The following is a 21,596-nucleotide window of genomic DNA, read 5'->3' as shown; positions in this document are numbered from 1 at the left end:
TCTCGATCGGCGGCCAAGTGGCCGCTCCGGCGGCCGTCCAGCTCCGGCGGCATCGCAAAGCCCCGGTCGGGAGGCTGGCTGAATGCCTCCGCTCGATGCGCGCGGGGTGGCAACTCTTCTGCGGGAGTACGCGCAGCGCACTGCCTTGCGAGGCGGCAATCCCTATCGGGCGAAAGCCTACTCTCGGGCCGCCGACAGCCTCGCGGCCCTGGCCGTTCCTTTGAACGTGCTCGTCGCCGAAGATCGCCTTACCGAGATCCCGGGCGTCGGCGATGCGATTGCCGACATCATCACCAAGGTTCAGAAGACGGGCAGTCATCCTAGCCTCGAAAAGCTACGGAAGGAGATTCCTGCGGGCGTGCTCGAGATGCTCGCTGTGCCCGGCCTTCGTCCGGAGAAGGTGCTGCGCCTATACAAGGATCTCGGCATCGGCTCGCTATCGGAGTTGGAGGCCGCTGCCAAGGATGACCGCATCAAGAAGGCAAAAGGACTCGGCGCCGCCCTGCAGGCCAAGATCCTGCAGAACCTGGCGATCGCCAAAAGCGGAGAAGGCCGCCTCCACCTGCACCGCGCTGCCGCGCTGCTCGCGCATGCGAAGGATTTCATCCGCAAGTCCCGCCCCGAACTCAAGCGGGTGACGATCGCCGGCGATTTCCGCCGCGGCTGCGAACTCATCGGCGACCTCGCGATTGTTGCCGAGGCTGCCAAGCCGGACAAGACATCGACGCCATCGGCCGACGGGCTGCAAATCCGAGTATCCGACCGCAAGCACTTCGGCGCCGCCCTTCTCTTCGCCACCGGGTCCGCCGGCCACATCGAGCAGCTCCAAGCCCGGGCCGCCGAGAAGGGCATGCGGTTTGACGCTGACGGCCTGCACAAGGGCCGCATGCTGATCGCCGGCGAGGAGGCTGAGATCTACCGCGCCCTCGGTCTGCCCTTCATCGACCCTGAGCTCCGGGAGGGGCGCGGCGAGATCGAGGCGGCTCTGAAAGGCAAGCTCCCGAAGCTCGTCACCGACCAGGACCTCCGCGGCATTCTTCACTGCCACACTGATGCCTCCGACGGCACCGAGACACTGGAGACCATGGCCAAGGCCACGCGCCAGCGGGGCTTCGAGTATTTCGGCGTGGCGGACCATTCCAAGTCCGCCCACTATGCCGGCGGTCTCTCCGTTGAGGAGATCGCGCAGCAGCACCGGGAAGCTGATCGACTGAACAAGCGCTACGGAAAGAACTTCCGGATCCTCAAGGGCATCGAGTCCGACATCCTGGCGGACGGGTCGCTCGACTACGACGACGAGGTGCTGGAGCGCTTCGACTTCGTGGTGGCCAGCATCCACGGGCGCTTCAAGCTGAATCGCAAGGCGCAGACGCAGCGCCTGCTTCGGGCTATTTCCGACCCTCACACCACCATCATCGGCCACATGACGGGGCGACAACTCCAGCGGCGGCCGGGCTACGAAATCGACGTCGAGAAGGTGCTGCGGGCCTGCGCCAAGCACGACGTTGTCGTCGAGATCAACGCTCACCCATGGCGGCTCGACCTGGACTGGCGCTGGCACCAGGCTGCGCTCGAGTTCGGCTGCATGCTGAGCATCAATCCGGACGCGCACTCGATTCCCGAGCTCGACCACATGCGCTGGGGCGTCCTGATGGCCCGCAAGGGCAGTGTCCCTGCCGAGCGGGTCCTGAACGCGATGCCGCTCTTAGAAATCACGCGCTACCTACGCCAGAAGCGGCGCTCGCTCGCCCGCGCCGCCTGATGTCGGAGGGGCACGATCTGGCGCTCGAGGGCAGGGTCGTGGCGGTCGCCGCCGATCGCGGGCACCACTTCAGCAAACTAACTCAGGAGCGCATAATCCTGGTGCAAGGCCACGGCGTCGAAGGCGACGCCCACGCCGGCCCTTTCGTCCGGCACCGCTATTTGGCGCGCCGCCGGCCCCGCCTGCCCAATCTCCGGCAAGTCCACTTGATCCCGTCCGAACTCTTCCCGTCCCTCCTAGAAGCTGGCTTCGACGTTGGCGCAGGCGACCTCGGCGAGAACGTCACCACCGCCGGATTGGACCTGGAACGGATGCCGCTCGGGACTCTAATCGAGCTCGGCCCGTCCGCGGTCGTCGAGCTGACGGGCCTCCGGACGCCCTGTGTCCTCATCGACCGCTTCCGGGCCGGCCTGAAGCGACAGGTGCTCTCGTCGGCGGAAACGGGCCCTGCGTTCAAATCTGGAGTGCTGGGCGTGGTCCGGGCCGGGGGACCGGTCGTAGCCGGCGACAGCGCGCGGGTTCGCCTTCCATCCTCCTCGTTTCGGCCTTTGCCGGCCCTGTAGAGAGCCCCTGCCATGGCCCGAAAATCGACCTTGCCTCTTCGCCTGCAGCCCATGCTGGCCACGCTGACGGATGCGCCGTTCGACGATCCCGACTGGGTCTTCGAGGACAAATTCGATGGTTTTCGCATGGTGGCCGAAATCCGGCGTGGTCGGGTCGCGCTCTACAGCCGCAACGGGAAAATCATCAGCCACTCCTATGTCGAGGTTGCGAAATCGCTAGAGGGCGTGAAGGCGGATGCCGTGATCGATGGCGAGCTCGTCGCGATCGGCAAGGACGGCGCATCGCATTTCCAATTGCTCCAGAACGCCCTGCGCCATGAGGCCAAGCTTCTGTACTGCGCGTTCGACCTCATGTTCGCGGACGGAGAGGACCTACGCACGCTGCCGCTGCTCGAGCGCAAGCAGCGGCTCAAGGCCCTCCTGCCGCGCCACAAGCTCATCGCCTTCAGCAAGCACCGCAAAGGCAGTGGCACAAAGTTCTTCGCAGAAGCCGAGCGGAGACATCTCGAAGGTATCATGGCCAAGCGCGCCGACAGCCCGTATGCGTCCGGACGCCGGACAGCCGATTGGCTGAAGGTGAAGACCGCGCAGCGGCAGGAGGTCGTCATCGCCGGGTTCACGGCGCCGAGGCGGACCCGGCCCTTCTTCGGTGCCCTTGTGCTGGCGGTACGCGAAGGCGAAGCCTGGCGGTACATTGGCCACGTCGGCACCGGCTTCAGCCACCAGGTTCTCGGAGAGCTTCACGGCAAGCTCCTGAAGCTCAAGACGCCCAAGTCGCCCTTTCCCGCCAGGGTAAAGGATGAGCAGGTCACGACCTGGGTCCGTCCTTCACTGGTCGCAGAGGTGAAGTTCGCGGAGTGGACCAGCAAGGGAGAGCTGCGCCAGCCAGTCTATCTTGGCCTGCGGTCAGACAAAAAGGCTGAGGACGTCGTTCGCGAGAAGAGTTGGTCGCGAAGATAGCGCCGCCGTGAAGAGATGTCCGACTCGGTCAACCGCCGGCGCGCTCAGATGCAGAAGGCCACGGCGGCAGGGGCGGCAACCCGAGAGCCTTGCGAATGGGTCCGAACGACCTCCGGTGAGCTGCGCATGCACCAAGCCTGGCGAGAGCTTCGTAATGAGCCGGCACCGGGTAGCCTTTGTGATCCGCGAAGCCGTAGCCGGGGTGGCGGGCGTCGAGCGTCCGCATGACCCTGTCGCGCTCGACTTTCGCCAAGATCGACGCAGCAGCGATGCTCGCGGACTTGGCGTCGCCCTTGATGATGGCCTGCTGAGGAATGTCGACTTCCTTCAACCGCTTTGCATCGATCAGCAAGTGCTGCGGCGTCGATCCTAGTCCCCTGACCGCGCGCTGCATGGCCTGGATGCCCGCCCAGTAGATATTGATCGTGTCGATCTCCTCTACCTCCACGAACGCCACACACCAACTCTCCGCCTTTGCCTTGATCTCCTTCGCCAGCTCCTCGCGAGCCGCGGCGTCGAGTTTCTTCGAGTCGTCGATTCCAACAATCCGCGTGCCAGGCTTCAGGATCACCGCGCCCGCGGACACTGGCCCCGCAAGAGGGCTCATTCCGGCCTCGTCCACACCTGCAACAACAAGACGGCCGCTTTCCCAAAGAGAGGTCTCGAAGCGGAGCATCTTGCGGAGGCGCTGTCCTTCGGACCTGTTTTCGAAGCGCCTCTTATCGATCGAAGCTAGGATGGCGCGAGCTCCCGCGCGGGTGTCGGCCCGCAAGATTTGCTCGACATTGGCCTCAAGCGGTCTTTTCTCGACGACATAGCGCTGGCGCAGCACGTCGAGCGAATATTGGGACATAGCGGCCTTCGCACAGACTAATTGGGAAAGCGTGTCCGTAAACTTTGTGGCGATTGTCTGAAGCTCGGCCTTGCAGCCATCGTCGGCCTGCGCAGCGGACCGTCGAAAGGAACCGCCGGCTTCAGATAGGGCAAGTATCTTGCGCGGCCACTGATCTGATCTACGAACCGCCGATCTCACGAACGGAACCAACCGCTGTCTCCGTTCCTTTAGAAAGGAGTGGAGCCTCGATCCCTGGGTGCTTCCGAGGGAACAGGCCCATGCTCCGAGAGACTCGCAACGAAGAACAGGTTCTGGACCGCACCGCCGAGGTCGCAGCAGCCATTGCGGAAGAAGGTCTTCGCTATGTCAGCGACTCCGCGCCCGGCTACACCCGCAAGCGGACGGGGACTACCTTCAGCTACTACGACAAGGACGGCAAGCGCATCACCGATGCCGCCGTCATCCGGCGCATCAAGTCCATCGGTATCCCGCCGGCCTATGAATCCGTTTGGATCTGCCCCTCGGCGAACGGCCACATCCAGGCGACCGGGCTCGATGCGCGGGGCCGCAAGCAGTACCGCTACCACGCGAAATGGCGCGAGCTGCGCGACCAGAACAAGTACGAACACATCGTCCAGTTCGCAGCCGCGTTGCCCGCGCTGCGCGACCGTGTCGCGGCCGACATGAAGCTGGAAGGACTACCTCGCGAGAAGGTTCTTGCCACGATCGTCAGCCTTCTGGAGAAGACTTTGATCCGGGTCGGCAACGCCGAGTATGCCGAGAAAAACAAATCCTACGGGCTCACCACCATGCGACGGAAGCACGTTGCGGTGGGTCGCGGCGTCCTTCGGTTCGACTTCACGGGCAAGTCGGGCAAACAGTGGAAACTTCGGGTCGAGGACAAGCGGATTGCCGCCATCGTGAAGCGCTGCGCGGAAATCCCCGGACATGAGCTCTTCAAGTACCTGGACGACGACGGGCAGCCGCGTACGGTCGATTCCGGCGACGTCAATGCTTACATCAAGGAGATCACGGGCGAGGACTTCAGCGCCAAGGATTTCCGCACTTGGGCGGGGACGGTTCTGGCGGCGTTGGCGCTGACCGAGTTCAAGAAGTACGACAGCCAGGCCGAGGCGAAGCGCAACGTCGTCGCCGCGATCGAAAGCGTCTCCAAGCAGCTCGGGAATACGCCGGCCATTTGCCGCAAGTGCTACGTGCACCCGGAAGTCCTGAACGCCTACATGTCCGGTGATCTTGTCAAGATGATCGAAGCCAAGATCGCTCGGAAGTTCAAGCGACAGTATGCCAAGCTCACGTCGGATGAAGTCATGGTGTTCGCGTTTCTCCGCAAACGCCTCGATTCTTTGAAGGCCCCCGACTAGTGCCTCCTGCGACGCTTACCACGCTGGCGGCGCCGCGAAGGACGGCCTACCCTATCTTCATGCCTGGACTCGCCAAGCGCACCGGCCGGCCTCGGTCAAATAACTGTTGTTAGTCACTTAGACGCGCTTTCCACCGGCCTGAGAAGATTCTTGACGACGTACTTGCCGATCTCATACCCCATCTCACGACCGACCCTTGTCGAGAACCGATAGTGAAAGCCTGCCCAAACCCGGGCTTCGGACACCGCGTTGATGAATGATTTAAGGTCTGTCCAGCGGCGCTCAGCCCCCGGCGCAGTGGTGCTCGTCATGCTGATCTCAGAGAACGTGGTCGTACCCAATGCGGCTTCGAGAACCGCACACATAGCAGACGCCTGCACACAGTGAGCGCATGGGTATTCTGGGTGCATCGGAGTATCCGCGATCGGACGCCACAATGGGTCCCTCTCTGTTTCGGCGTTGTCATCCCTGTCGCCATTGCGGATCGCCGTAATCGGCCGCCAGAAATTGTAGTGGTACTTGGCGTCGAACACTGCAATCAGGCTGTCTGCCCGAGCGACGGCGATCAAGGCAAAGATGCGGGAATTATCGGTTTGGTCTAGCTTCTTGGCGGCTATCAGAGCGCGTGCGAGCGGATAGAACACGTCGCCGCCGATCGAGATCCAGAACTTGGCCGCTTCGGTCTGATCCGCGGTGCGGGACTTGCTGTCGAAGCGGCCGACTTTGGAAATCTCGTTGAAGTCGTGCGCCCATTCCGAGCTGGAGAGCGCAACGGGCGGCTCCGGTCGGAATTGGTCAGCCTTATTCATCGCGAAGGGTCGAACGCCCGGCCACTGTGCGACGACCAGGCTGGGCGTCGGAACGTAGACGCCCGGAGTGGTGATGGGCCGATGGCCGTCGGGCGCGGCGGACCCGTCGTCCTTTCTGTTCGTCAGGATTTTCGCGGCCACCGTTTCGCCAACTCTAATGCCTTCTTCCTTCGCTGGGCCGTCGGGGACGCGCTGAAGGTCGTTGCTGAGCGCTTGTTTGAGCTCGGGCGCGTTTGCCTCCGGGCTGCTCGCGAGTAGTACGGTTGCGGCAGCAACGCCTGCCGCTACTTCTTTGGAGACTTCGCGGCTGATGTGAAGCTTGGTGAGGAACGGTGCGTATCTCGGCTCCACTGAGTTGGTTGCATCGAACATCGCGAGGTGCATCATCGCCAGCACGCGCTCTGCCGCCGGCGGTCCCAGCTTTTGGGCCAGCAGCAAAGTGACGGCTCGCTCATTCCAGTCTGAAATGACATCCGCAAAGGCAGAAGTGACAGGGAGCGACAACATCAGTCCGGCGAGAATGCTGCGGCGCAGGGGTGCTCGGTTCATGTAGGCCTCCGTTTGCTGCGACCGACCAGGCGTGAGAGCCGGGCGCGCCGAGGCAAACATCGCTACCGGTTCCGCTCAAGTCTGTTTTTCGAACTAGGGCGCGGACTCATAACGAGCGGCGAGCCATAGCCGGATAGATGCAAGTTGGATGAAGGCAAGGTAGTTTCCAGCAAGCCTGTCGTAGCGCGTCGCCACCCGACGGCATTGTTTGATCCTGTTGAAGAACCGCTCGACGCGGTTGCGGGCGCGGTAGAGATACGGGCTGAAGCAGATCGGATCGGTCCGATTGCTTTTCGGCGGGATATTGGCCCATGCGCCCTTTTTCATGGCAAGCTCCCTGATCCAGTCAGCGTCGTAGCCGCGGTCGGCGAGCAGCATTGATCCGGATCTCAAACGAGAGAGCAGTTTACCGGCAAGTCGAACGTCGTGCGCCTCGCCAGGACTCAACGCAAGTTGTACCGGTAGACCATTGCTGTCGACCACCGCGTGGATTTTGCTCGTCAGACCGCCGCGTGACCTTCCCATCGATTGACGCCAGTTTCTTGTGATGCAGGCCCCATGTTGATGTACGCGAACAATGGAAGTGTCGATCATCTGCACGGCAGCATCATGGGCGCCGGCCAGTGCGCTCATGAGCTTGGCCCACACGCCGGCCCGTCGCCAGCGAACGAATCGATTGTAGCAAGTGGTGTACGGACCGAAGTTTTCTGGCAGGTCGCGCCATGGCGCTCCGGATCGCAAGACCCAGAAGATGCCGTTGAGGACACGACGGTCATTCACCCGCGGCACGCCGCGCGACTTATTCGGCAACATCGGCTTAATGACGGACCACTCATAGTCCGTGAGTTCGTAGCGCATGATTCGGCCCCTTCCGTTGTGTGGCTTGAATCATGGCTCGGCTGTCGGGCTCAACTGGTCGCTATGCACTCGAAAGCCGACCGATTATGCTCACCTTGAGTTTTGTCGTTCCTGACCCAAAGCAGATCTGAGGCGTTGCGCCGAGCCCCGCGAAGTAGCCAACGTGGTGATCTTTCTCGATAGGACGGCGCCAGCGCGATGGCTGGGCCGTCCTGACGGCTGATGCGGGGACCATCAATCGGCTAACCGGCGGTATCGAAGACAGCTGCCGGTCCTTCATGATGAAGGTCCGTCAAACGTGTGCTACGCAGTGGTTTGCACAGAAGAGCGACGCAAGCCGGTGCTCCATAGCCAAACGGCCGAAACCATAAAGTAGAAGGCACCGAACGCGGCGTAGCCGGCAACGTCACTAATCCCGACATTGGTAACAACCCCCGCCCGGTAGACGAAGAAGCACCCCGCCAGCGCCGACTGTGCGCCGCTGAGGATCATCGCCCATTGTGCGCCGGCCGATCCCCAGCGGCCCACGCCGGTCGCAAGCTGAAGAAGCCCCGCGACGACCGCCCATGCCCCGAAGATCAAAAGCACGGCATTCATGCTCCGCGTCAGCGCGATGGTGACCGCTATTGCAGTAATAATGCTAATGATGACATTGACCATCTGGCTCTTGCTCGAAGCAAGCCCACTGCTGCGTTGCGCGTCGAGATAGTTGGCGAGGGCATCCCACAAGGGATAGGCAACCAGCAGGATGGCCGCGAGATGGGAACGGTCTCTGGCGATCGTCAAGGCCGCAACCGCCCATAGAGCCGCGACGGCAGAGCGAATGAAATAGTAGCGCTTGAGCCAGGCATTGGCTTTCGGAGAAGGACGTGTAGTGCTGAGCGTCATGTGGTCTCTTCCTGGATGGCAGTTACCCGTCCGCCTGGTCATTATGTTTTCACGCCACGGCGTAGCAGAGGGGAAGCATCATGATTGTCGTTTCGCCTCCTTTGCGAGGCGGCGTCGGACAGGATGTAACCAACTACGAGGCGATGCCGGGAGCCGTTACTGAGGCCGAACGAAAATTTTGGACGGTCCCCACAGCCTGAGCAACGCAGGCCTGCATATAAATCGACTATTGCAATTAGGAACCGTTTGGTTTATATTGCCCGTATGATGACCATCAATACCAAACTTCCTGTGGGACGCCCCCGTGAATTCGATCTCGACGAGGCGGTGAGGCGAGCGATGCAAATCTTTTGGGATCGTGGGTTTCACGACGCATCGTTGCCTGATCTGCTTGCCGGAATGCAGCTTTCGAAGGGCAGCTTCTACAAGGCTTTCGGTGACAAGAAATCTGTCTTCCTGCGCGCCCTCGAGTTCTACACGGACGATGGCGTACGAAACGTCCAGGAGGTTTTGCGATCAGACCCCTCGCCGAAGGCGGCAATCCGCAACGCGTTGGTGCGGTATGCGGATTTGTCGTCTGGGAAAAAAGGGGTGCGCGGTTGTTTCGGTGTGTTGACGGCTGCCGAGATGTTGCCGGGAGATCCCGACATCGCAGAGGTGATCAAGCGTCTTTTCTCCAGGCTTCAAGCCCTGTTCGCTGCAACGATCGCGAAAGGACAGGCCGCCGGCGAAATCGCCAATAGGTCCGATCCTGAAGTCATCGCGCACTTTATCGTCTCACATGCACAAGGCATGCGGGTGCTTGGTAAAGTTGGATCACGCCGCGACGAGATGCTGAAAGATGCCGATCTCCTGATGGAGATGCTTTTTTAAAAGCAAAATTAGGAACCAATTGGTTCCTATTGCAGTTGTGCCGATGGCACGCTTGGCTTTCCTGGGAGCTTCAATGTTCGGATATCAGCAACAGAGTCACCGATTGGACTGCGGCGAAGGTTACGGTTCGATATGAGGAACTCAGATGCCAGGCGCTCTGTGCGGTTCTCGGTATTCGGTGCAATGGCGATCGTTCTCTCGGGTTGTGCCAGTCGCAGCGGCCTCGTCGAGGCCGATATCATCAGCACGCCGAGTGAGTACGCGCAACTCGTCGACGGAGTTTACACCTTACCAGCCGTCGACATATCCCGCGTCGATCCGGCGATGTTGCGCCAGCGCGTGGACTATACGACGAATGAGCCTGTCGGGACGATTGTCATCGATACGGCTGCTCATCAGCTCTATCTTGTCGAGGGCGACGGAAAGGCCATGCGCTACGGCATTGGCGTTGGCAAGGATGGTCTCGCTTTCGCAGGCACCGCGACCATTAGGCGAAAGGCGGAATGGCCGCATTGGACTCCGACCAAGAACATGATGAATCGGGAGCCTGCGCGCTATGGCCATCTCGCCAGCGGAATGGCCGGCGGGCTTGGCAATCCCCTCGGACCACGCGCGCTGTACCTCTTTCAGGGCGAACGGGACACGATGTTCCGCATTCATGGGACGACCGAGCCGGAGACAATCGGTCGCGCCGTTTCGAGCGGATGCATTCGACTCATCAACCAAGACATCATCGATCTCTATAGCCGGGTCAAGATCGGCAGCCGCGTCGTCGTCATCCAGGGCGGCCGAGCGGTGAGTTCTTGAGCATGGCCTCTGATCGCAGAGAGTCGGTCGGCCTTGGCCGATATCACGGGTCGCAATAGCGGCGAACGATTTGCATCGTCTGATAACAACTCGGAGAAGAAAGCATGAAGACTTGGCTCATCACAGGCTGCTCAAGCGGCTTCGGCCAGCGGCTCGCGCTCGCGGCGGCGGAGCGCGGCGATCAGGTCGTCGCGACGGCCCGCAGTGTCAAGACGATCGAGGATATGGCCGAGCCTTTCGACGGCCGCATGATCACCGTGCCACTGGACGTGACCGATGCGGCGGCAGCCAAGGCCGCGGTCGCAAAAGCGGTCGAGACCTTCGGCGGGTTCGACGTGCTCGTCAACAATGCCGGATACGGACTGCATGGCGCGATTGAGGAGGGGACGTCTGACGAATACCGGCCGATGTTCGAGGTAAACCTCTTCGGTTTGATCGAAACCACCAGAGCCGCCCTGCCCGTCATGCGGCGCTCGGGCGGAGCGATCGTCAATATGTCGTCCGTCGCCGGCATCTCGGGCGGCGGAGGCGGCGGTTACTACAACGCCGCCAAGTTCGCCGTGGAAGGGATTTCCGAAGCGCTCGCCAGCGAGTTGAAGCCGTTCGGCATCCGAGTGCTGATCGTGGAGCCTGGGCCGTTTCGCACCGATTTCCTCGGCCGTTCGATCACAGTCGCCGCCAACGAGATGCCGGAATATGCCGGGACCTCGCGCAGGCACTATCGCGAAACCAATAACGGCAATCAGGCGGGCGACCCCGACAAGGCGATCGCAGTGATCCTGCGCGCCGTCGACGACGACGACGCCCCGCTTCACCTGCCGCTCGGCCCGGTCGCGCATGCTGCCGCCGAGCGAAAGCTGGCTGCCTTCCGCAGCGATATCGACGCCTGGCACGACATCACGATCGCTACCGATTTCGACCCGCCCGGAACGCGGGTCGCGAGCTCCGATCGAACGTCAACATCGACGGGACAGCGACCATGATCGCGACTCTGAAGGGTTTTGCCCAACAGCTGGTGCCGGTGAACGGCATCAAGATCAACGCCGTCACGGGCGGCTCAGGCCCGTCGATTCTTCTGCTGCATGGCTGGCCGGAAACATGGTGGGAATGGCACCATGTGATGCCGCAACTGGCCGCGCATTTCAGCGTGGTCGCGATCGATCTGCGCGGCGCCGGCTTTTCCGACTGTCCGCTCGGCGGCTACGACAAGGCGACAATGGCGCGCGACGCGCACGAAGTGATGGCTGCCCTTGGCCATCAACGCTACGCAGTGTGCGGCCATGATATCGGCGGAATGGTGGCCTTGCCGCTGGCTGCTGTCTATCGAGAGGCCGTAACCCACCTGGCCGTTCTGGACGTTCCGCTTCCCGGCTGGAGCGGATGGGAGGCGACGATCGCAACGCTCTGGCACTTTGGTTTCCACATGAGCCGGGATCTCCCCGAGCGCCTGATCCATGGCCGTGAATACGACTATGTTTCGAGCTTCATGGCCGAGCGGTTCTACGATCACAGCAGCTTCGATCCGGCGGATGTCGAGATCTACGCCAAAGCAATGGCGCTCCCCGGCCGCACCCGCGGCGGCATGGAATGGTATCGCACCCTCGCCGCCGACCACGCAGCGGCGCTTGAGTACAAGAAGCAACCGCTCGAGATCCCGGTGCTGGCTCTCGGCGGGGATCATCGCTTTGGTCCGCATATGGTGCCGATGGTCGAGGAATTCGCCAGCAACGTAACGGGCGGCTCGATCGCCCGCTGTAGCCACTATGTCGCGGACGAGCGGCCGGATGCAGTCGCAGCCGCTCTGATCGAGTTCATCGGAGCCCATTGAAACTCGGCGCCCGTGTCGTTGTGGGCCGGAGAAATCGCGACACTGCGGCAACAGAGCCCCGCACTCATCACGATCGATCAATTCAATCAGAAAGGACAACCCGTCATGACCACACCTATCATCCGCGGCGTCAACCATATCGGCATCACGGTGCCCGACATAGAAGCCGCGAAATCGTTCCTGGTGCAAGCTTTCGGCGGCCAGGTGATCTATCAGTCCTTCGGGCCGCAGGATCCGCCGCGGCAAGGCCCCGAATTCGAGCGGGCCGTCGGAGCGTTCCCGGGAACGGTCGTGCGTGGACAGGCGATGGTCAAGATCGGCACCGGACCCGACATCGAGCTGTTCGAAATGCACGGCCCCCAACAAGCCCAGCCGATCCGAGCGAGCGACTTCGGCATCACGCATTTCGGTGTCTACACCGACGACATCGACGCCTCGGTCACGCGCTTCGAAAAGGCCGGAGGCACACGCCTCACCGCGCCGCGCGCGATTCCTTACGCAACCGAGAAAGGTCTTGGAAACAAGGTCTGTTACTGCCGAATGCCATGGGGCACCACGATGGAATTCATCACCACGCCAGATCGCATGCCTTACCACGACCAGACGGCCTTGCGGAGGTGGCAAGACGAGGATTGAGATGAGCGGGACGGCGCCGGCTCGCGCCGTCGACATGCAGGTTGCACGGCACCGGCTGGGCGCTCGGTCCTCCGCGCGTCTTTTCGAAACAGAGTCCAAGCCGCCGTCTCATCCTCGATATGTGCCCGAATCGGCGGGGCAGCGCGATGCCGGACGATTCACACGGTTCGCGTAAACCGGGCAAGGGCCGTCCGGCGGCCGACATACATATCGATCGCAATCATAAACAGCGGACGCGCGCTGAATGCGAAGGTTCTGTAGAAAGTCGTCTGATGGCAAATGCAACAATGGTCGTGACCTGCAGCGGCGGCACATACTTCGATCGCGACTATTATGTCGACGTGCATCTACCGTTGGCGCTCGCATGCTGGCAGAAGCATGGCCTCGAAAGCGCCGCCGCCTTCTTCCCTCGAGACGTCAATTCGGTAGATGTTTCCGTCGGGTTTTATCGGTTTCGCGATGAGGCTTCGCTTCACGCTGCGCTTGCATCCGCCGACACCGACGCAATTATGGACGATGTCCCCCGATTTACTGACGCCAACGTTACCCGAATGATCGGAGCCCCGCTCTGACGGGCGGATGTCGCGATGCATCCCGTTAACTCGTCAATTCCGACTGGCAGGATCATACGCCTTACCAGTGGACGAAATTCCTGACATTGACGCCGGTCGCGGCCAAGCGTCGACCCATCTCGGAAGTCCGACAATGTCCGCTTTCGCGCCGTTGTTGGGGGACAAGCGGACATAGGTGCGCCTACTCTCAGCGGCAGAGTTTATGAGTACGCACCCTAGCGAAGCAAAGCCTTCGGTGGTTCAATCGCGATCATGCAAGACGGCTATGACCAATTTTGCCCCATCGCTAAAACGGCTGAGGTACTGGCGATGCGTTGGACGCCGCTGATCCTGCGCGAATTGATGGCTGACAACCGAACATTCAACGATGTTCATCGTGGCGTGCCGCTTATCTCGAGAGCGGTCCTTGTGACACGACTTCGCGAATTGGAAGATCAAGGAATCATCGAAAGGCGCGCGCGGTCCAACGGGACTGGACACGAATATTGGCTTACCCCCGCTGGCGAGGCACTCCGGCCGATCGTCAGCGAGATGGGACATTGGGGTCTGGTACACGCGCGGGATGCGATCAAGCCGACGGACCTTGATCCCTTCTTCCTTGTATGGGGTTTCCGAAAGAGGGCGGTTCGGGACGCCATTGATAAGAAAGTCGTCGCTCGCTTCGAATTCGCCGGCGTGCCGGCCAACCGAACGAAGTACAGCATTCTGTGGCTGGTCCTCGATCCGCAGGGCGTAGACGTCTGCGCCAAGGATCCCGGCTTCGCAGTCGACGTTACTTTCCGCGGCAAAATCGCCGATTTCGTTGCGGTGTACTTGGGATATCTGCCGTGGCGGCAGGTCGAAGGCAAAGAGATCATCGTGGAAGGGACAGATCGTCGCCTGATCAAGGAGGTGCCGACGTGGATCCGGCTCGATAAAATCGTCGGGCGCGACTTTCCTGTCGTGAAGGGAGTTGTCCGCGAGCGCACCACCGGAGCGATTTAATCGGCCGCCCCATCGGCGGCGTCTTCCGCGGTGTGTCGCAGGCCGCCACGGGGTCGGATCGGCCGGGGTGTCGAAGGCGACGCCCAGCCGGCCCCTCGTCACCATCGCTATATCACCGTCCGCGGGCCAGCTTCCCAACCTGCAGCAGGTTCACCTCATCGCGTCCGGGCTCTTTTAGACCCCTACAGAGCCGAGTTCGCAGTCGCAGCGGAAGACTTGGGCGACATCATCACCACCACTGGACATCTGTGCCCCTAGGGATGTTCATTGATCCCATGCCACGGCGGCCATTGAGCGCCCGTGCGCCCTCCTTGTGTCCTGATCGCTGCCGGACCGGCTGAAACGGCAGGTGCTCTCGTCGGCGGAAACGGGCCCTCCGTTCGAATCCGGTGTGCTGGACATGGTACGGGCCGGGGGCGTTCGCAGCTGGTGATGCCGCGCGGGTTCGCCTTCCGTCCTCCTCGTTGGACCTCTGCCGGCTTTGTAGGAGCCGGTGCACAACTCGGCTCGCCGATCGCCGAATCGAAGCTCGTCCGGTAGGTCGGACTGGCATGGCCGCAAACAAGGTAACGGCGGTACGCTTGGGGCTGGGGAAGTAACCGGCAGTCCGGCACTATCCAAGCCGCCGCGCGTACCGGCGGCTTTTTCTTGGCCTGATCCTACTTAGGAAGCGTTGGCCCTAGCCCTTTCGCGCGCCTCGCGGCGCCGTTCCCGACGTTCGCGGCGGCGCTTGGCCCGGTCGGCCGGCTGCCGCAGCGGAGGAACCAGTGTCGGCGAAGCGACGACCGTCTGCTCAACCGAAGGCACCGGAATGGGCTCCGGCGCAGCAGGGCGAGCTTCCATGAACTCGAGCACAGCCCGTCCCTTTACAGTGATCTTCCAGCCGCCGCTGATGCGTTCGACCAGCCCTTGTGACCAGATGTCGAGATCCGGAACCCGTGCCGCGAGCCGCCTGGTCCGGTCCGCCCAATCGCGGCCACTGGTCGCCAGAATTGCCATGTCCCGCTTGAGGTCCTCCATGACGGCAAACCCGTCCGGATATGCCGCCAAAATCTTCAAAACGGTGACCTGGAAGTTCACGCCCGCGTCCCGGTTTTCAGTTAGCGCCACATGGTGGGCGCGTGCGAAAGGGCCTTGCGGCCGACCTGTCTGAGGTCCTCGGGACAGAGCTCGCCGCCATTGGCGGCCTCCAGGATCTTCGAAGCCACATGCGTCCGCGCGCCGATCTCGCGCTGCGGAAGACCCTCGCACACTTCGTCGAAAACCGCGCGCAAAAGCGCCGTGGTTGCCATGTCGAACATGAAATGCCCCCAACAAGGGAAAGTAGCATCTTAGCCGAGTTTTCCCGATCTTACGATTGAGGCATGCTAAGTTTGCGGATTTGTGCTCGGGGATTAGGGAGCGACGCTGACGTGCCGAAATGCGAGCTTCGAGGTAGCGCCGAGTTATAAACCTAACGCGATCTCGGCCCACTTCAACATGCGATCGCTGTTGAGGAATGCCAGCACCGCTGGCTCCAGTGAGCCGGGTACGCCCCGTCCAACCAAGGCCGTTGCAGCCACCATGTCGCAGCGCTGATTGAAAGCGAACGAAAGCGCTGCGTTACCATTTCCCTCGACCCGATACGCGCGGCTGCGGCCTTGCATGGGCCCAACGACAATCTCCCGACCGGCACCGATCGGCGTTGTCTTACCAATCAGCGCCAAGTCGCCCATTTGCTCGAGGTCAGTATCGTCGGCGACGCCGGTGGTGCAATTGCAAAAGCCGAGCTTGGCGCGAACGTAAAGCTGGACCTCACCGCCGCAATCGTTGGCATTGCAGCGAAACGCCTTGCCTTTCCCCCAAGGATCTACCCCGAAGGGCCACTCGGTTTCCGTCCACACCGGGCGGATCTGCCCGGTTGCCGCTGTTGCACGTGTCAGGTCGCCGGATCGCAGCATCCAGACCGCAGCGACCGCACAGAACAGTGCCGCGGCTGCGCCGATCGCGGTGAATTTGCTGGTCAGACGCATAGCACCTGCCGCCGAACTCTCTCTAATTCTGAGCCATGAACTTTCGTGCGGCCGCCAGATCTTCCCGCGAGGAGTCGCCATCCCGTGCCATGTCGACCACCTTCGCATAGTACTGGCGTGCCTTCACGGCATCCCCTGCTTTCTCGGCGGCGTGAGCCGCGCCGATCATCGCGCCGAACCGGTTGGGCTCCTTGCGCATCGTGCTTTCGAACGCGACCAATGCCTCCGTCGCCATGCCGCGTTCGAGCAGCATGGTCCCATAAAGCTCGCGTGCCGGAGCAAGCGGTCCAGGCGTGACGATGGATTTCTCGGTCTTGTCTTCGGCATCGGCCGCAAGGCGCATCGCTTCCAACGCGTCCGCCGGTTTCCCCCAGGCGTTGAGCTGCCAGGCTGTGGCGACCTGCCGCTGGATCTCGACGATTTCGGCCCAATAGGCGTCCTTGTCCTGCTGCAGCTTGTCCCGCAACTCCGCCAGCTTGGCGATGTCCGCCGTCGCTGCGTCGGCATTGCCGGAGCGCGCGGCGCCGAGGGCGCGGGCGAAGTAGGTGATCGCATCGACATAGGCAAACCGGCTCGGCTCGACCTTCAGTGCGGCAGCCCTCGGCCAATCACCTCGCTCGACCATGTAGCGCGCTTGGCTCGCCGCTATCGCGTAGGGGCCGGCGCGAACGGCCGGCGCATAGCCCGTGGTCGCAAGCATGTCCGCGATGACGTCGCGGGCTCGGCTGTCCTGTGCAAGCTGGAGCAGGGCGTAGACCATGTAGTCGTCGGCGTGGAGCTGCTCGCTAGGGTCCTTGCCCTCCTTGGCAGCCTTGGCGGAACGGCTATTGGCATCGATGGATTCGTTCCAGTAGCCGACGCGCGTGAAGATGTGTGACGGCATGTGCAAGGCGTGCGGCGCCGCCGGCGCGATCTCGGAATAGCGCTTGGCAGCGTCGAGGCCTTGCTCCGCTATCGCCGGATAGTCATAGAGGTGGATCAGGTAATGCGCGACGCCGGGGTGCCGCGGCTGCCGCTTGAAGATCGGCTCCAGGATGGCCGCGCCCTTGAGCTGGTTAGCATACGTCTTATCGTTTGGTGAGGCCGTGACATTCAGGGTGATGGCGTAGGCGATCTGCGCCTCGTCATCATTGGGATAGCGCTCCGCGACGGCCTCGGTTGCCTTGAGATAGGCCTGTGCCCGCTGGCCAAACGTCGTCTTCTCGTCCCCCGAGTAGAAGGCCAGCAGTGCGTCGACATAGTCTCGTTCGCGGTCGCTCTTGGCGCCGAGTGCCTTGGCTTTTTGCAGCGCGGCGAGGCCCTCGGCGAGATTTTCCTTCGGTGCGGGAAAATGAGGATTGTAGAGCAGGCTCAGTGCAATGCCCCAAAAGGCGATCGCGCATTCCGGATCGGCTTGCAACGTCTCCTTGAAAATCTCCTTCGCAGGCCGGTACCAGAACGAGTGCTGGTAGCGCATGCCGCGATCAAAGCGGCGTTGCGCGACCTCGTTGCAAGTGGTCTGGAAGTGCACCTTGCCAAACTGCTCGTCGGTCGCATCCTGTGCGCGGGCGCAGGCCGTGGCGCAGATCGAAGCAAGAGTGGCGAGGAGAAGAGAGACGCTTTTTAAAGCGAGCGCGCGCATGGGCCCCTCCGCTTTCGGTTAGAAGCAAATGGATTCAGAAGGCGCCAAAGAAAGGCCTTAGCGCCGAAATTTATCGTGCTGAAAATTCGCTTTGGAAAGGATTTGCCCATTTGCGGCAGGTGTCAATAGGAGGGAATGATGTGGTTAGGGAAGAACGCCTGTCAGAATTCATCCTTCTGCAAGCGGAATATCCGGAGGGGAAGCGGTCGCATGCAATGCCGCTAAAATGCAAAACCGATGGCGCGATGTAAGAAGGTTGTAGTGAGGGCTTTTGTCCTCAGGCGAAGGAGGAAAGTCGAGCTCAGCATGGCAGCAATTGAGGCGACACCGGACGTGCGGAGAACGCGGTCAGATCGACGCGAATGACCCGGAGCGGACGTCGACCGTGGGCGAGCCTCATATGCAGCCCATCGAACGACTCTCCACGTTGCCGCAGTCACTCGGGCAGTTCATGAAGCTGGCGGTATCGGCGAGATGCGAGCTGGAAATTCCATTTCTGTCGCTAAGTGCGACAGCTTGTCCGGGTTTTTGACGATGTAGATCGCGGTGATACCGTCCTCGCGGATGTCGAGCGCAGTCGTCTGCAGAACGCCGCGTCCATCGAGGCTAACGTAGCCTGGCAGGCCGTCGATGGTGACGACACGAAGCAGCTTCGGCGGTACGACGTATTTGCGTCGCTGCCTAGCAAATAGGCGCAGGGCCCGCTCGACCCCCCGAATGACATTGCGGAAAGCAAGGACTTTGCCGCCGCCATCGGTATGGATCTCGACATTCCTTGCCAGCAGCGCCGAAAGCGCCGCCACGTCCCCGTCGCGTGCTGCGGCGAAGAAAGCACGGGTGATCCGATCCGCATCCGCGGGTTCGACATCAAAGCGGGGACGTGCGGTCTGCACGTGCTTGCGGGCGCGCGCCGCGAGCTGACGAACAGCTGCCGGCTGGCGGCCGAGCGTGATGGCCACTTCGGTCAGCGGCACGTCAAAGACGTCGTGGAGAAGGAAAGCGGCCCGCTCAAGAGGCGACAGGCGCTCAAGGGCCAGCATCAACGTGACCGTGACGTCGTCGGCGACCGTCTCGTTCGGCTCCACGGAACCGACGAGAGGATCTGGCAGCCAGGGTCCGACGTAGGTTTCCCGGCGCGCCCGCGCGGAGCGGCGTCGGTCGAGGCACAGGCGTGTGACAATGCGGGTCAGATAGCCGGGAGGCGAATCGACGCCACCCTCCACCCCGACCCACCGTAGCCATGCGTCCTGAACGACGTCCTCCGCCTCGGTGAGCGAGCCCATCATCCGATAGGCCAAGCGTGTCAGGCGCCTGCGCTCCGCTTCGAACTCGGTGGTCCGCTGATCGTCCATCGCCTCCATCCGCCCAATTTCCTCGCAGATCATATCCGCTGTCACCGTCGCTCGCGCATCCCGAACCCGAGAATAAGACGATCGGACCTGCGTGGATGTGACATCGGCCGCTTTGAATGGAACCGCCGAGTGTCATGTCACACCCTGACCGCTTGGCCCGTCATCGCTCCGAGCGTCGAATCTCCGGCGTTCCGAACAACGAGGCACGTCATGAGCGAGAACAAGCGGCTGGTCTGGAACGAAGTGGCACCCCACGGTGCAAAGGCGCTCTTCAGCATCCACCACTACATCACCACGGGTACCGACCTGCCCCACGAACTGATCCACCTCGTCTTCCTGCGGGTTTCGCAGATCAACGGCTGCGCGCACTGCATTGACCTGCACACCCGGGACCTCTTGGCCACGATGTCATTTGAAAAAGTCGCCCTCGTTCCAGTCTGGGCCGAGGTGCCCCACCTGTTTCCCGACAAGTACCGGGCTGCCCTCGCGTGGGCGGAGGAAGTTACGCTCGTCAGCGAGACGCACGCCTCCGACGAGGCCTATGCGGCCGCAAGCGCGGCTTTCGCCCCAAAGGATCTCGTGGACCTCACGATCACGATTGCGGCCATGAACGCGTTCAACCGGTTGGGGGCGCCCTTTCGGCTCCCGGTCAAGGCCAAGGCCTGATCCGCTTCTTCGCATCGATTCGGAATGGCCCAAGGGCCGTTCCGAAGCGGAGCCGCGGGTGCCGGCCTATGAACAGGAGCGGAAGTTGCGCCCGCGGGGCGGCCGATGAAACGACTAAGGCATTCCTTGGGGGACGTCGGCAATCCTAGCTGTCCAAATTGCCGTGTAACAATGAAATGGTTTCGGTCCGAACTCGTCCGGGACAATCCCACGACGATGATCGCGCACCTCTTCGTCTGCCCAAATTGCAAGGGCGCGCAAGGACAGGACACGGATTTCGAGCCGGTTGTCGTGCCGCCAAACAGGCTGGCCGGACCGCGATTTCAGGTCATCAAGGGGGGCAAGCAGACCACCTGAAAGCGGTTCCATCATGGCTTCCAGACCGGGAAAAGTGGAATTTCTGCCGCGTCCGCCTCGTTAGCAATAGCCACTTTACAACTGCTTGAGGAGAACTCCATGAAGAAGCTGGTCGTGTGCGGCGCGCTCGCCGCTTTCGCTCTCGGCACCCAGGCCGCCAGTGCCGCCGAGTTCTACATCGTCCGCGATGCGACGACCAAGAAATGCACCGTCGTCGACACCAAGCCGACGACCACCACCACGACAGTGGTGGGCAACGGCGTCTACAAGACCAAGACGGAGGCCGAGTCCGCCGTAAAGACCACCAAGGTTTGCACAGCACTGATCGCAGGCCGATTTAACGAGCGGCTCGTCCGGTACGCCGGGCGGGCCGCTTTGTTTCGGCCGAACGATTCCTTCGGAGGCGCTACCTGCCAGCGACCAGCTCGCGATATCGTTCTTCGTATTCCTTCGCCATTCGGCTCGCGACGAAGCGCTCCTCGAAGCGGGCGCGGACCCTTCGTCGGTCCAAGCGGATGACCTTCTCGACTGCTTCGATCGCCTCCTGCTCGCCGTCCACGATGAATCCGGTGACGCCGTCCTCCACGACCTCCGGCACCGATCCGGAGCGATAGGCGATCACCGGCGTCCCGCATGCCATCGCCTCGATCATCACCAGGCCGAAGGGCTCGGGCCAATCGATCGGAAACAGCAAGGCGGAGGCGCCGGCGAGGAACGGCTGCTTCCGCAGTTCGTCCACCTCGCCGATGAGTTGGACCGTCTCTCCATCGATCTCGGGTTCGAGCTTCTTCTTGAAGTAGGCCGTTTCGGCCCGGGGTATCTTGGCGGCGATCCGGAGCGGCATCTGAACCGCCCGCGCGATGCGTATCGCTGCTTCAGGCCCCTTCTCCGCCGTCAGCCGCCCGAGGAAGGCCAGGTACGATCCGGCTTCGTAGGAGGGACGAAACAGATCCTTGGGCAGCCCGTGCGGAATCGTCGCGATCCAATTCGCGTCCGGGAGCGGACGCCGCTGGTTGTCCGAGATCGAGACAAAAGGAGCCTTCGGGAAAGTGCCGATCACATCGGGCAGCCCCGGAAGGTCGAGCCGCCCGTGCATGGTCGTCAGAAACGGAACTCCAGTGCGGCCCAGGACCGGCAGAGGCAACCAATCCACATGAGAATGAATCACGTCGAAATCGCGCGCGCGCTCGCCGATGGCCTCGATCAAGAGCGCGCAGGCGGCGTTCGGATCGACGCCTTTCCGCCCCAGGCGTAGCGCGCGCGGCCACACGGCATGGAGCTT

The 21,596-nt window shown here is 62.0% G+C and carries 23 protein-coding genes and 1 pseudogene; 14 read left to right on the top strand and 10 right to left on the bottom strand.

Annotated features, from left to right (window positions below; translation table 11 throughout):
- The first annotated feature begins 82 nt into the window (after positions 1–82).
- From RPS27_RS11800 to ligD, 3 genes are read left to right on the top strand one after another with little or no spacing between them, the layout of a single operon-like run.
- Positions 83–1,762, top strand: coding sequence for a DNA polymerase/3'-5' exonuclease PolX (locus RPS27_RS11800; protein ID WP_028141961.1), 1,680 nt, complete (start codon positions 83–85; stop codon positions 1,760–1,762).
- A complete protein-coding gene (locus RPS27_RS11795) occupies positions 1,762–2,325 on the top strand; it encodes an MOSC domain-containing protein (protein WP_313754015.1) in 564 nt (187 codons plus the stop codon). The genes RPS27_RS11800 and RPS27_RS11795 overlap by 1 nt, the downstream gene beginning before the upstream one ends.
- Before the next feature lie 12 nt (positions 2,326–2,337).
- Entirely contained in the window at positions 2,338–3,285 is a 948-nt protein-coding gene (ligD, locus tag RPS27_RS11790) for a non-homologous end-joining DNA ligase (RefSeq protein WP_152103473.1), read from the top strand.
- A 28-nt stretch (positions 3,286–3,313) separates the two neighbouring features.
- On the opposite strand, the gene RPS27_RS11785 is transcribed toward ligD, so the two are convergent.
- Positions 3,314–4,138 carry a ribonuclease HII gene (locus RPS27_RS11785; protein WP_028141958.1) on the bottom strand — a complete coding sequence of 275 codons (825 nt, stop codon included), beginning with the start codon at positions 4,136–4,138 and terminating at the stop codon, positions 3,314–3,316.
- Positions 4,139–4,398: 260 nt separating this feature from the next.
- On the opposite strand from RPS27_RS11785, the gene RPS27_RS11780 reads away from it, so the two are divergent.
- Entirely contained in the window at positions 4,399–5,502 is a 1,104-nt protein-coding gene (locus RPS27_RS11780) for a DNA topoisomerase IB (protein ID WP_028141957.1), read from the top strand.
- A gap of 113 nt (positions 5,503–5,615) precedes the next feature.
- On the opposite strand, the gene RPS27_RS11775 is transcribed toward RPS27_RS11780, so the two are convergent.
- The 3 genes from RPS27_RS11775 to RPS27_RS11765 form a co-directional block, all read right to left on the bottom strand.
- Positions 5,616–6,860, bottom strand: a complete 1,245-nt coding sequence (locus tag RPS27_RS11775) for a vanadium-dependent haloperoxidase (protein ID WP_063615322.1) — start codon at positions 6,858–6,860, stop codon at positions 5,616–5,618.
- A 93-nt stretch (positions 6,861–6,953) separates the two neighbouring features.
- Positions 6,954–7,718 carry an IS5 family transposase gene (locus RPS27_RS11770; protein ID WP_014498598.1) on the bottom strand — a complete coding sequence of 255 codons (765 nt, stop codon included), beginning with the start codon at positions 7,716–7,718 and terminating at the stop codon, positions 6,954–6,956.
- A 303-nt stretch (positions 7,719–8,021) separates the two neighbouring features.
- Positions 8,022–8,606: a DUF308 domain-containing protein gene (locus RPS27_RS11765; RefSeq protein ID WP_009734588.1), complete on the bottom strand. Its 585-nt coding sequence runs from the start codon at positions 8,604–8,606 to the stop codon at positions 8,022–8,024.
- A gap of 264 nt (positions 8,607–8,870) precedes the next feature.
- Between RPS27_RS11765 and RPS27_RS11760 the strand changes: the two genes are divergently transcribed.
- From RPS27_RS11760 to RPS27_RS11730, 7 genes are all read left to right on the top strand, one after another.
- Positions 8,871–9,479, top strand: a complete 609-nt coding sequence (locus RPS27_RS11760) for a TetR/AcrR family transcriptional regulator (protein ID WP_212452494.1) — start codon at positions 8,871–8,873, stop codon at positions 9,477–9,479.
- A gap of 132 nt (positions 9,480–9,611) precedes the next feature.
- Complete coding sequence (locus tag RPS27_RS11755) at positions 9,612–10,286, top strand: L,D-transpeptidase (RefSeq protein ID WP_271609485.1); 675 nt, start codon at positions 9,612–9,614, stop codon at positions 10,284–10,286.
- A 104-nt stretch (positions 10,287–10,390) separates the two neighbouring features.
- Entirely contained in the window at positions 10,391–11,269 is an 879-nt protein-coding gene (locus tag RPS27_RS11750) for an oxidoreductase (protein ID WP_212452491.1), read from the top strand.
- Positions 11,266–12,114: an alpha/beta fold hydrolase gene (locus tag RPS27_RS11745; protein WP_011090907.1), complete on the top strand. Its 849-nt coding sequence runs from the start codon at positions 11,266–11,268 to the stop codon at positions 12,112–12,114. Before RPS27_RS11750 ends, RPS27_RS11745 begins: the two co-directional genes overlap by 4 nt.
- Positions 12,115–12,219: 105 nt before the next feature.
- A complete protein-coding gene (locus RPS27_RS11740) occupies positions 12,220–12,750 on the top strand; it encodes a VOC family protein (protein WP_026192141.1) in 531 nt (176 codons plus the stop codon).
- A 146-nt stretch (positions 12,751–12,896) separates the two neighbouring features.
- Entirely contained in the window at positions 12,897–13,322 is a 426-nt protein-coding gene (locus RPS27_RS11735) for a hypothetical protein (protein WP_223153792.1), read from the top strand.
- Positions 13,323–13,574: 252 nt separating this feature from the next.
- Positions 13,575–14,306: a helix-turn-helix domain-containing protein gene (locus RPS27_RS11730; RefSeq protein WP_313754014.1), complete on the top strand. Its 732-nt coding sequence runs from the start codon at positions 13,575–13,577 to the stop codon at positions 14,304–14,306.
- A gap of 663 nt (positions 14,307–14,969) precedes the next feature.
- On the opposite strand, the gene RPS27_RS11725 is transcribed toward RPS27_RS11730, so the two are convergent.
- The 5 genes from RPS27_RS11725 to sigJ all read right to left on the bottom strand — a co-directional run bounded on the left by RPS27_RS11725 (position 14,970) and on the right by sigJ (position 19,324).
- On the bottom strand, positions 14,970–15,386 hold the full coding sequence (locus RPS27_RS11725; protein ID WP_028141955.1) for a hypothetical protein: 417 nt from the start codon (positions 15,384–15,386) through the stop codon (positions 14,970–14,972).
- A 20-nt stretch (positions 15,387–15,406) separates the two neighbouring features.
- Complete coding sequence (locus RPS27_RS11720) at positions 15,407–15,607, bottom strand: hypothetical protein (protein ID WP_028141954.1); 201 nt, start codon at positions 15,605–15,607, stop codon at positions 15,407–15,409.
- Between the two features lie 144 nt (positions 15,608–15,751).
- Entirely contained in the window at positions 15,752–16,318 is a 567-nt protein-coding gene (locus RPS27_RS11715; RefSeq protein ID WP_028141953.1) for a hypothetical protein, read from the bottom strand.
- Between the two features lie 22 nt (positions 16,319–16,340).
- Positions 16,341–17,939 carry a hypothetical protein gene (locus RPS27_RS11710; RefSeq protein ID WP_028141952.1) on the bottom strand — a complete coding sequence of 533 codons (1,599 nt, stop codon included), beginning with the start codon at positions 17,937–17,939 and terminating at the stop codon, positions 16,341–16,343.
- Positions 17,940–18,388: 449 nt separating this feature from the next.
- Complete coding sequence (gene sigJ, locus RPS27_RS11705; protein WP_049801899.1) at positions 18,389–19,324, bottom strand: RNA polymerase sigma factor SigJ; 936 nt, start codon at positions 19,322–19,324, stop codon at positions 18,389–18,391.
- A 177-nt stretch (positions 19,325–19,501) separates the two neighbouring features.
- Between sigJ and RPS27_RS11700 the strand changes: the two genes are divergently transcribed.
- The 3 genes and pseudogenes from RPS27_RS11700 to RPS27_RS11690 form a co-directional block, all read left to right on the top strand.
- Positions 19,502–19,957 (top strand): carboxymuconolactone decarboxylase family protein, encoded by a 456-nt coding sequence (locus RPS27_RS11700; RefSeq protein ID WP_028141951.1) that lies wholly within the window; start codon positions 19,502–19,504, stop codon positions 19,955–19,957.
- A 216-nt stretch (positions 19,958–20,173) separates the two neighbouring features.
- Complete coding sequence (locus RPS27_RS11695; protein ID WP_244439193.1) at positions 20,174–20,314, top strand: hypothetical protein; 141 nt, start codon at positions 20,174–20,176, stop codon at positions 20,312–20,314.
- Between the two features lie 99 nt (positions 20,315–20,413).
- Positions 20,414–20,632, top strand: a pseudogene (locus RPS27_RS11690) (hypothetical protein); the annotation flags it as partial.
- A gap of 88 nt (positions 20,633–20,720) precedes the next feature.
- On the opposite strand, the gene RPS27_RS11685 reads toward RPS27_RS11690, so the two are convergent.
- A partial coding sequence (locus RPS27_RS11685; protein WP_313754013.1) for a glycosyltransferase family 4 protein occupies positions 20,721–21,596 on the bottom strand: 876 nt, incomplete at its 5' end.

Source organism: Bradyrhizobium sp. WYCCWR 12699 (assembly GCF_032144035.1).
Classification (GTDB): Bacteria; Pseudomonadota; Alphaproteobacteria; order Rhizobiales; family Xanthobacteraceae; genus Bradyrhizobium.
This window is presented reverse-complemented; position numbering and strand designations above follow the sequence as displayed.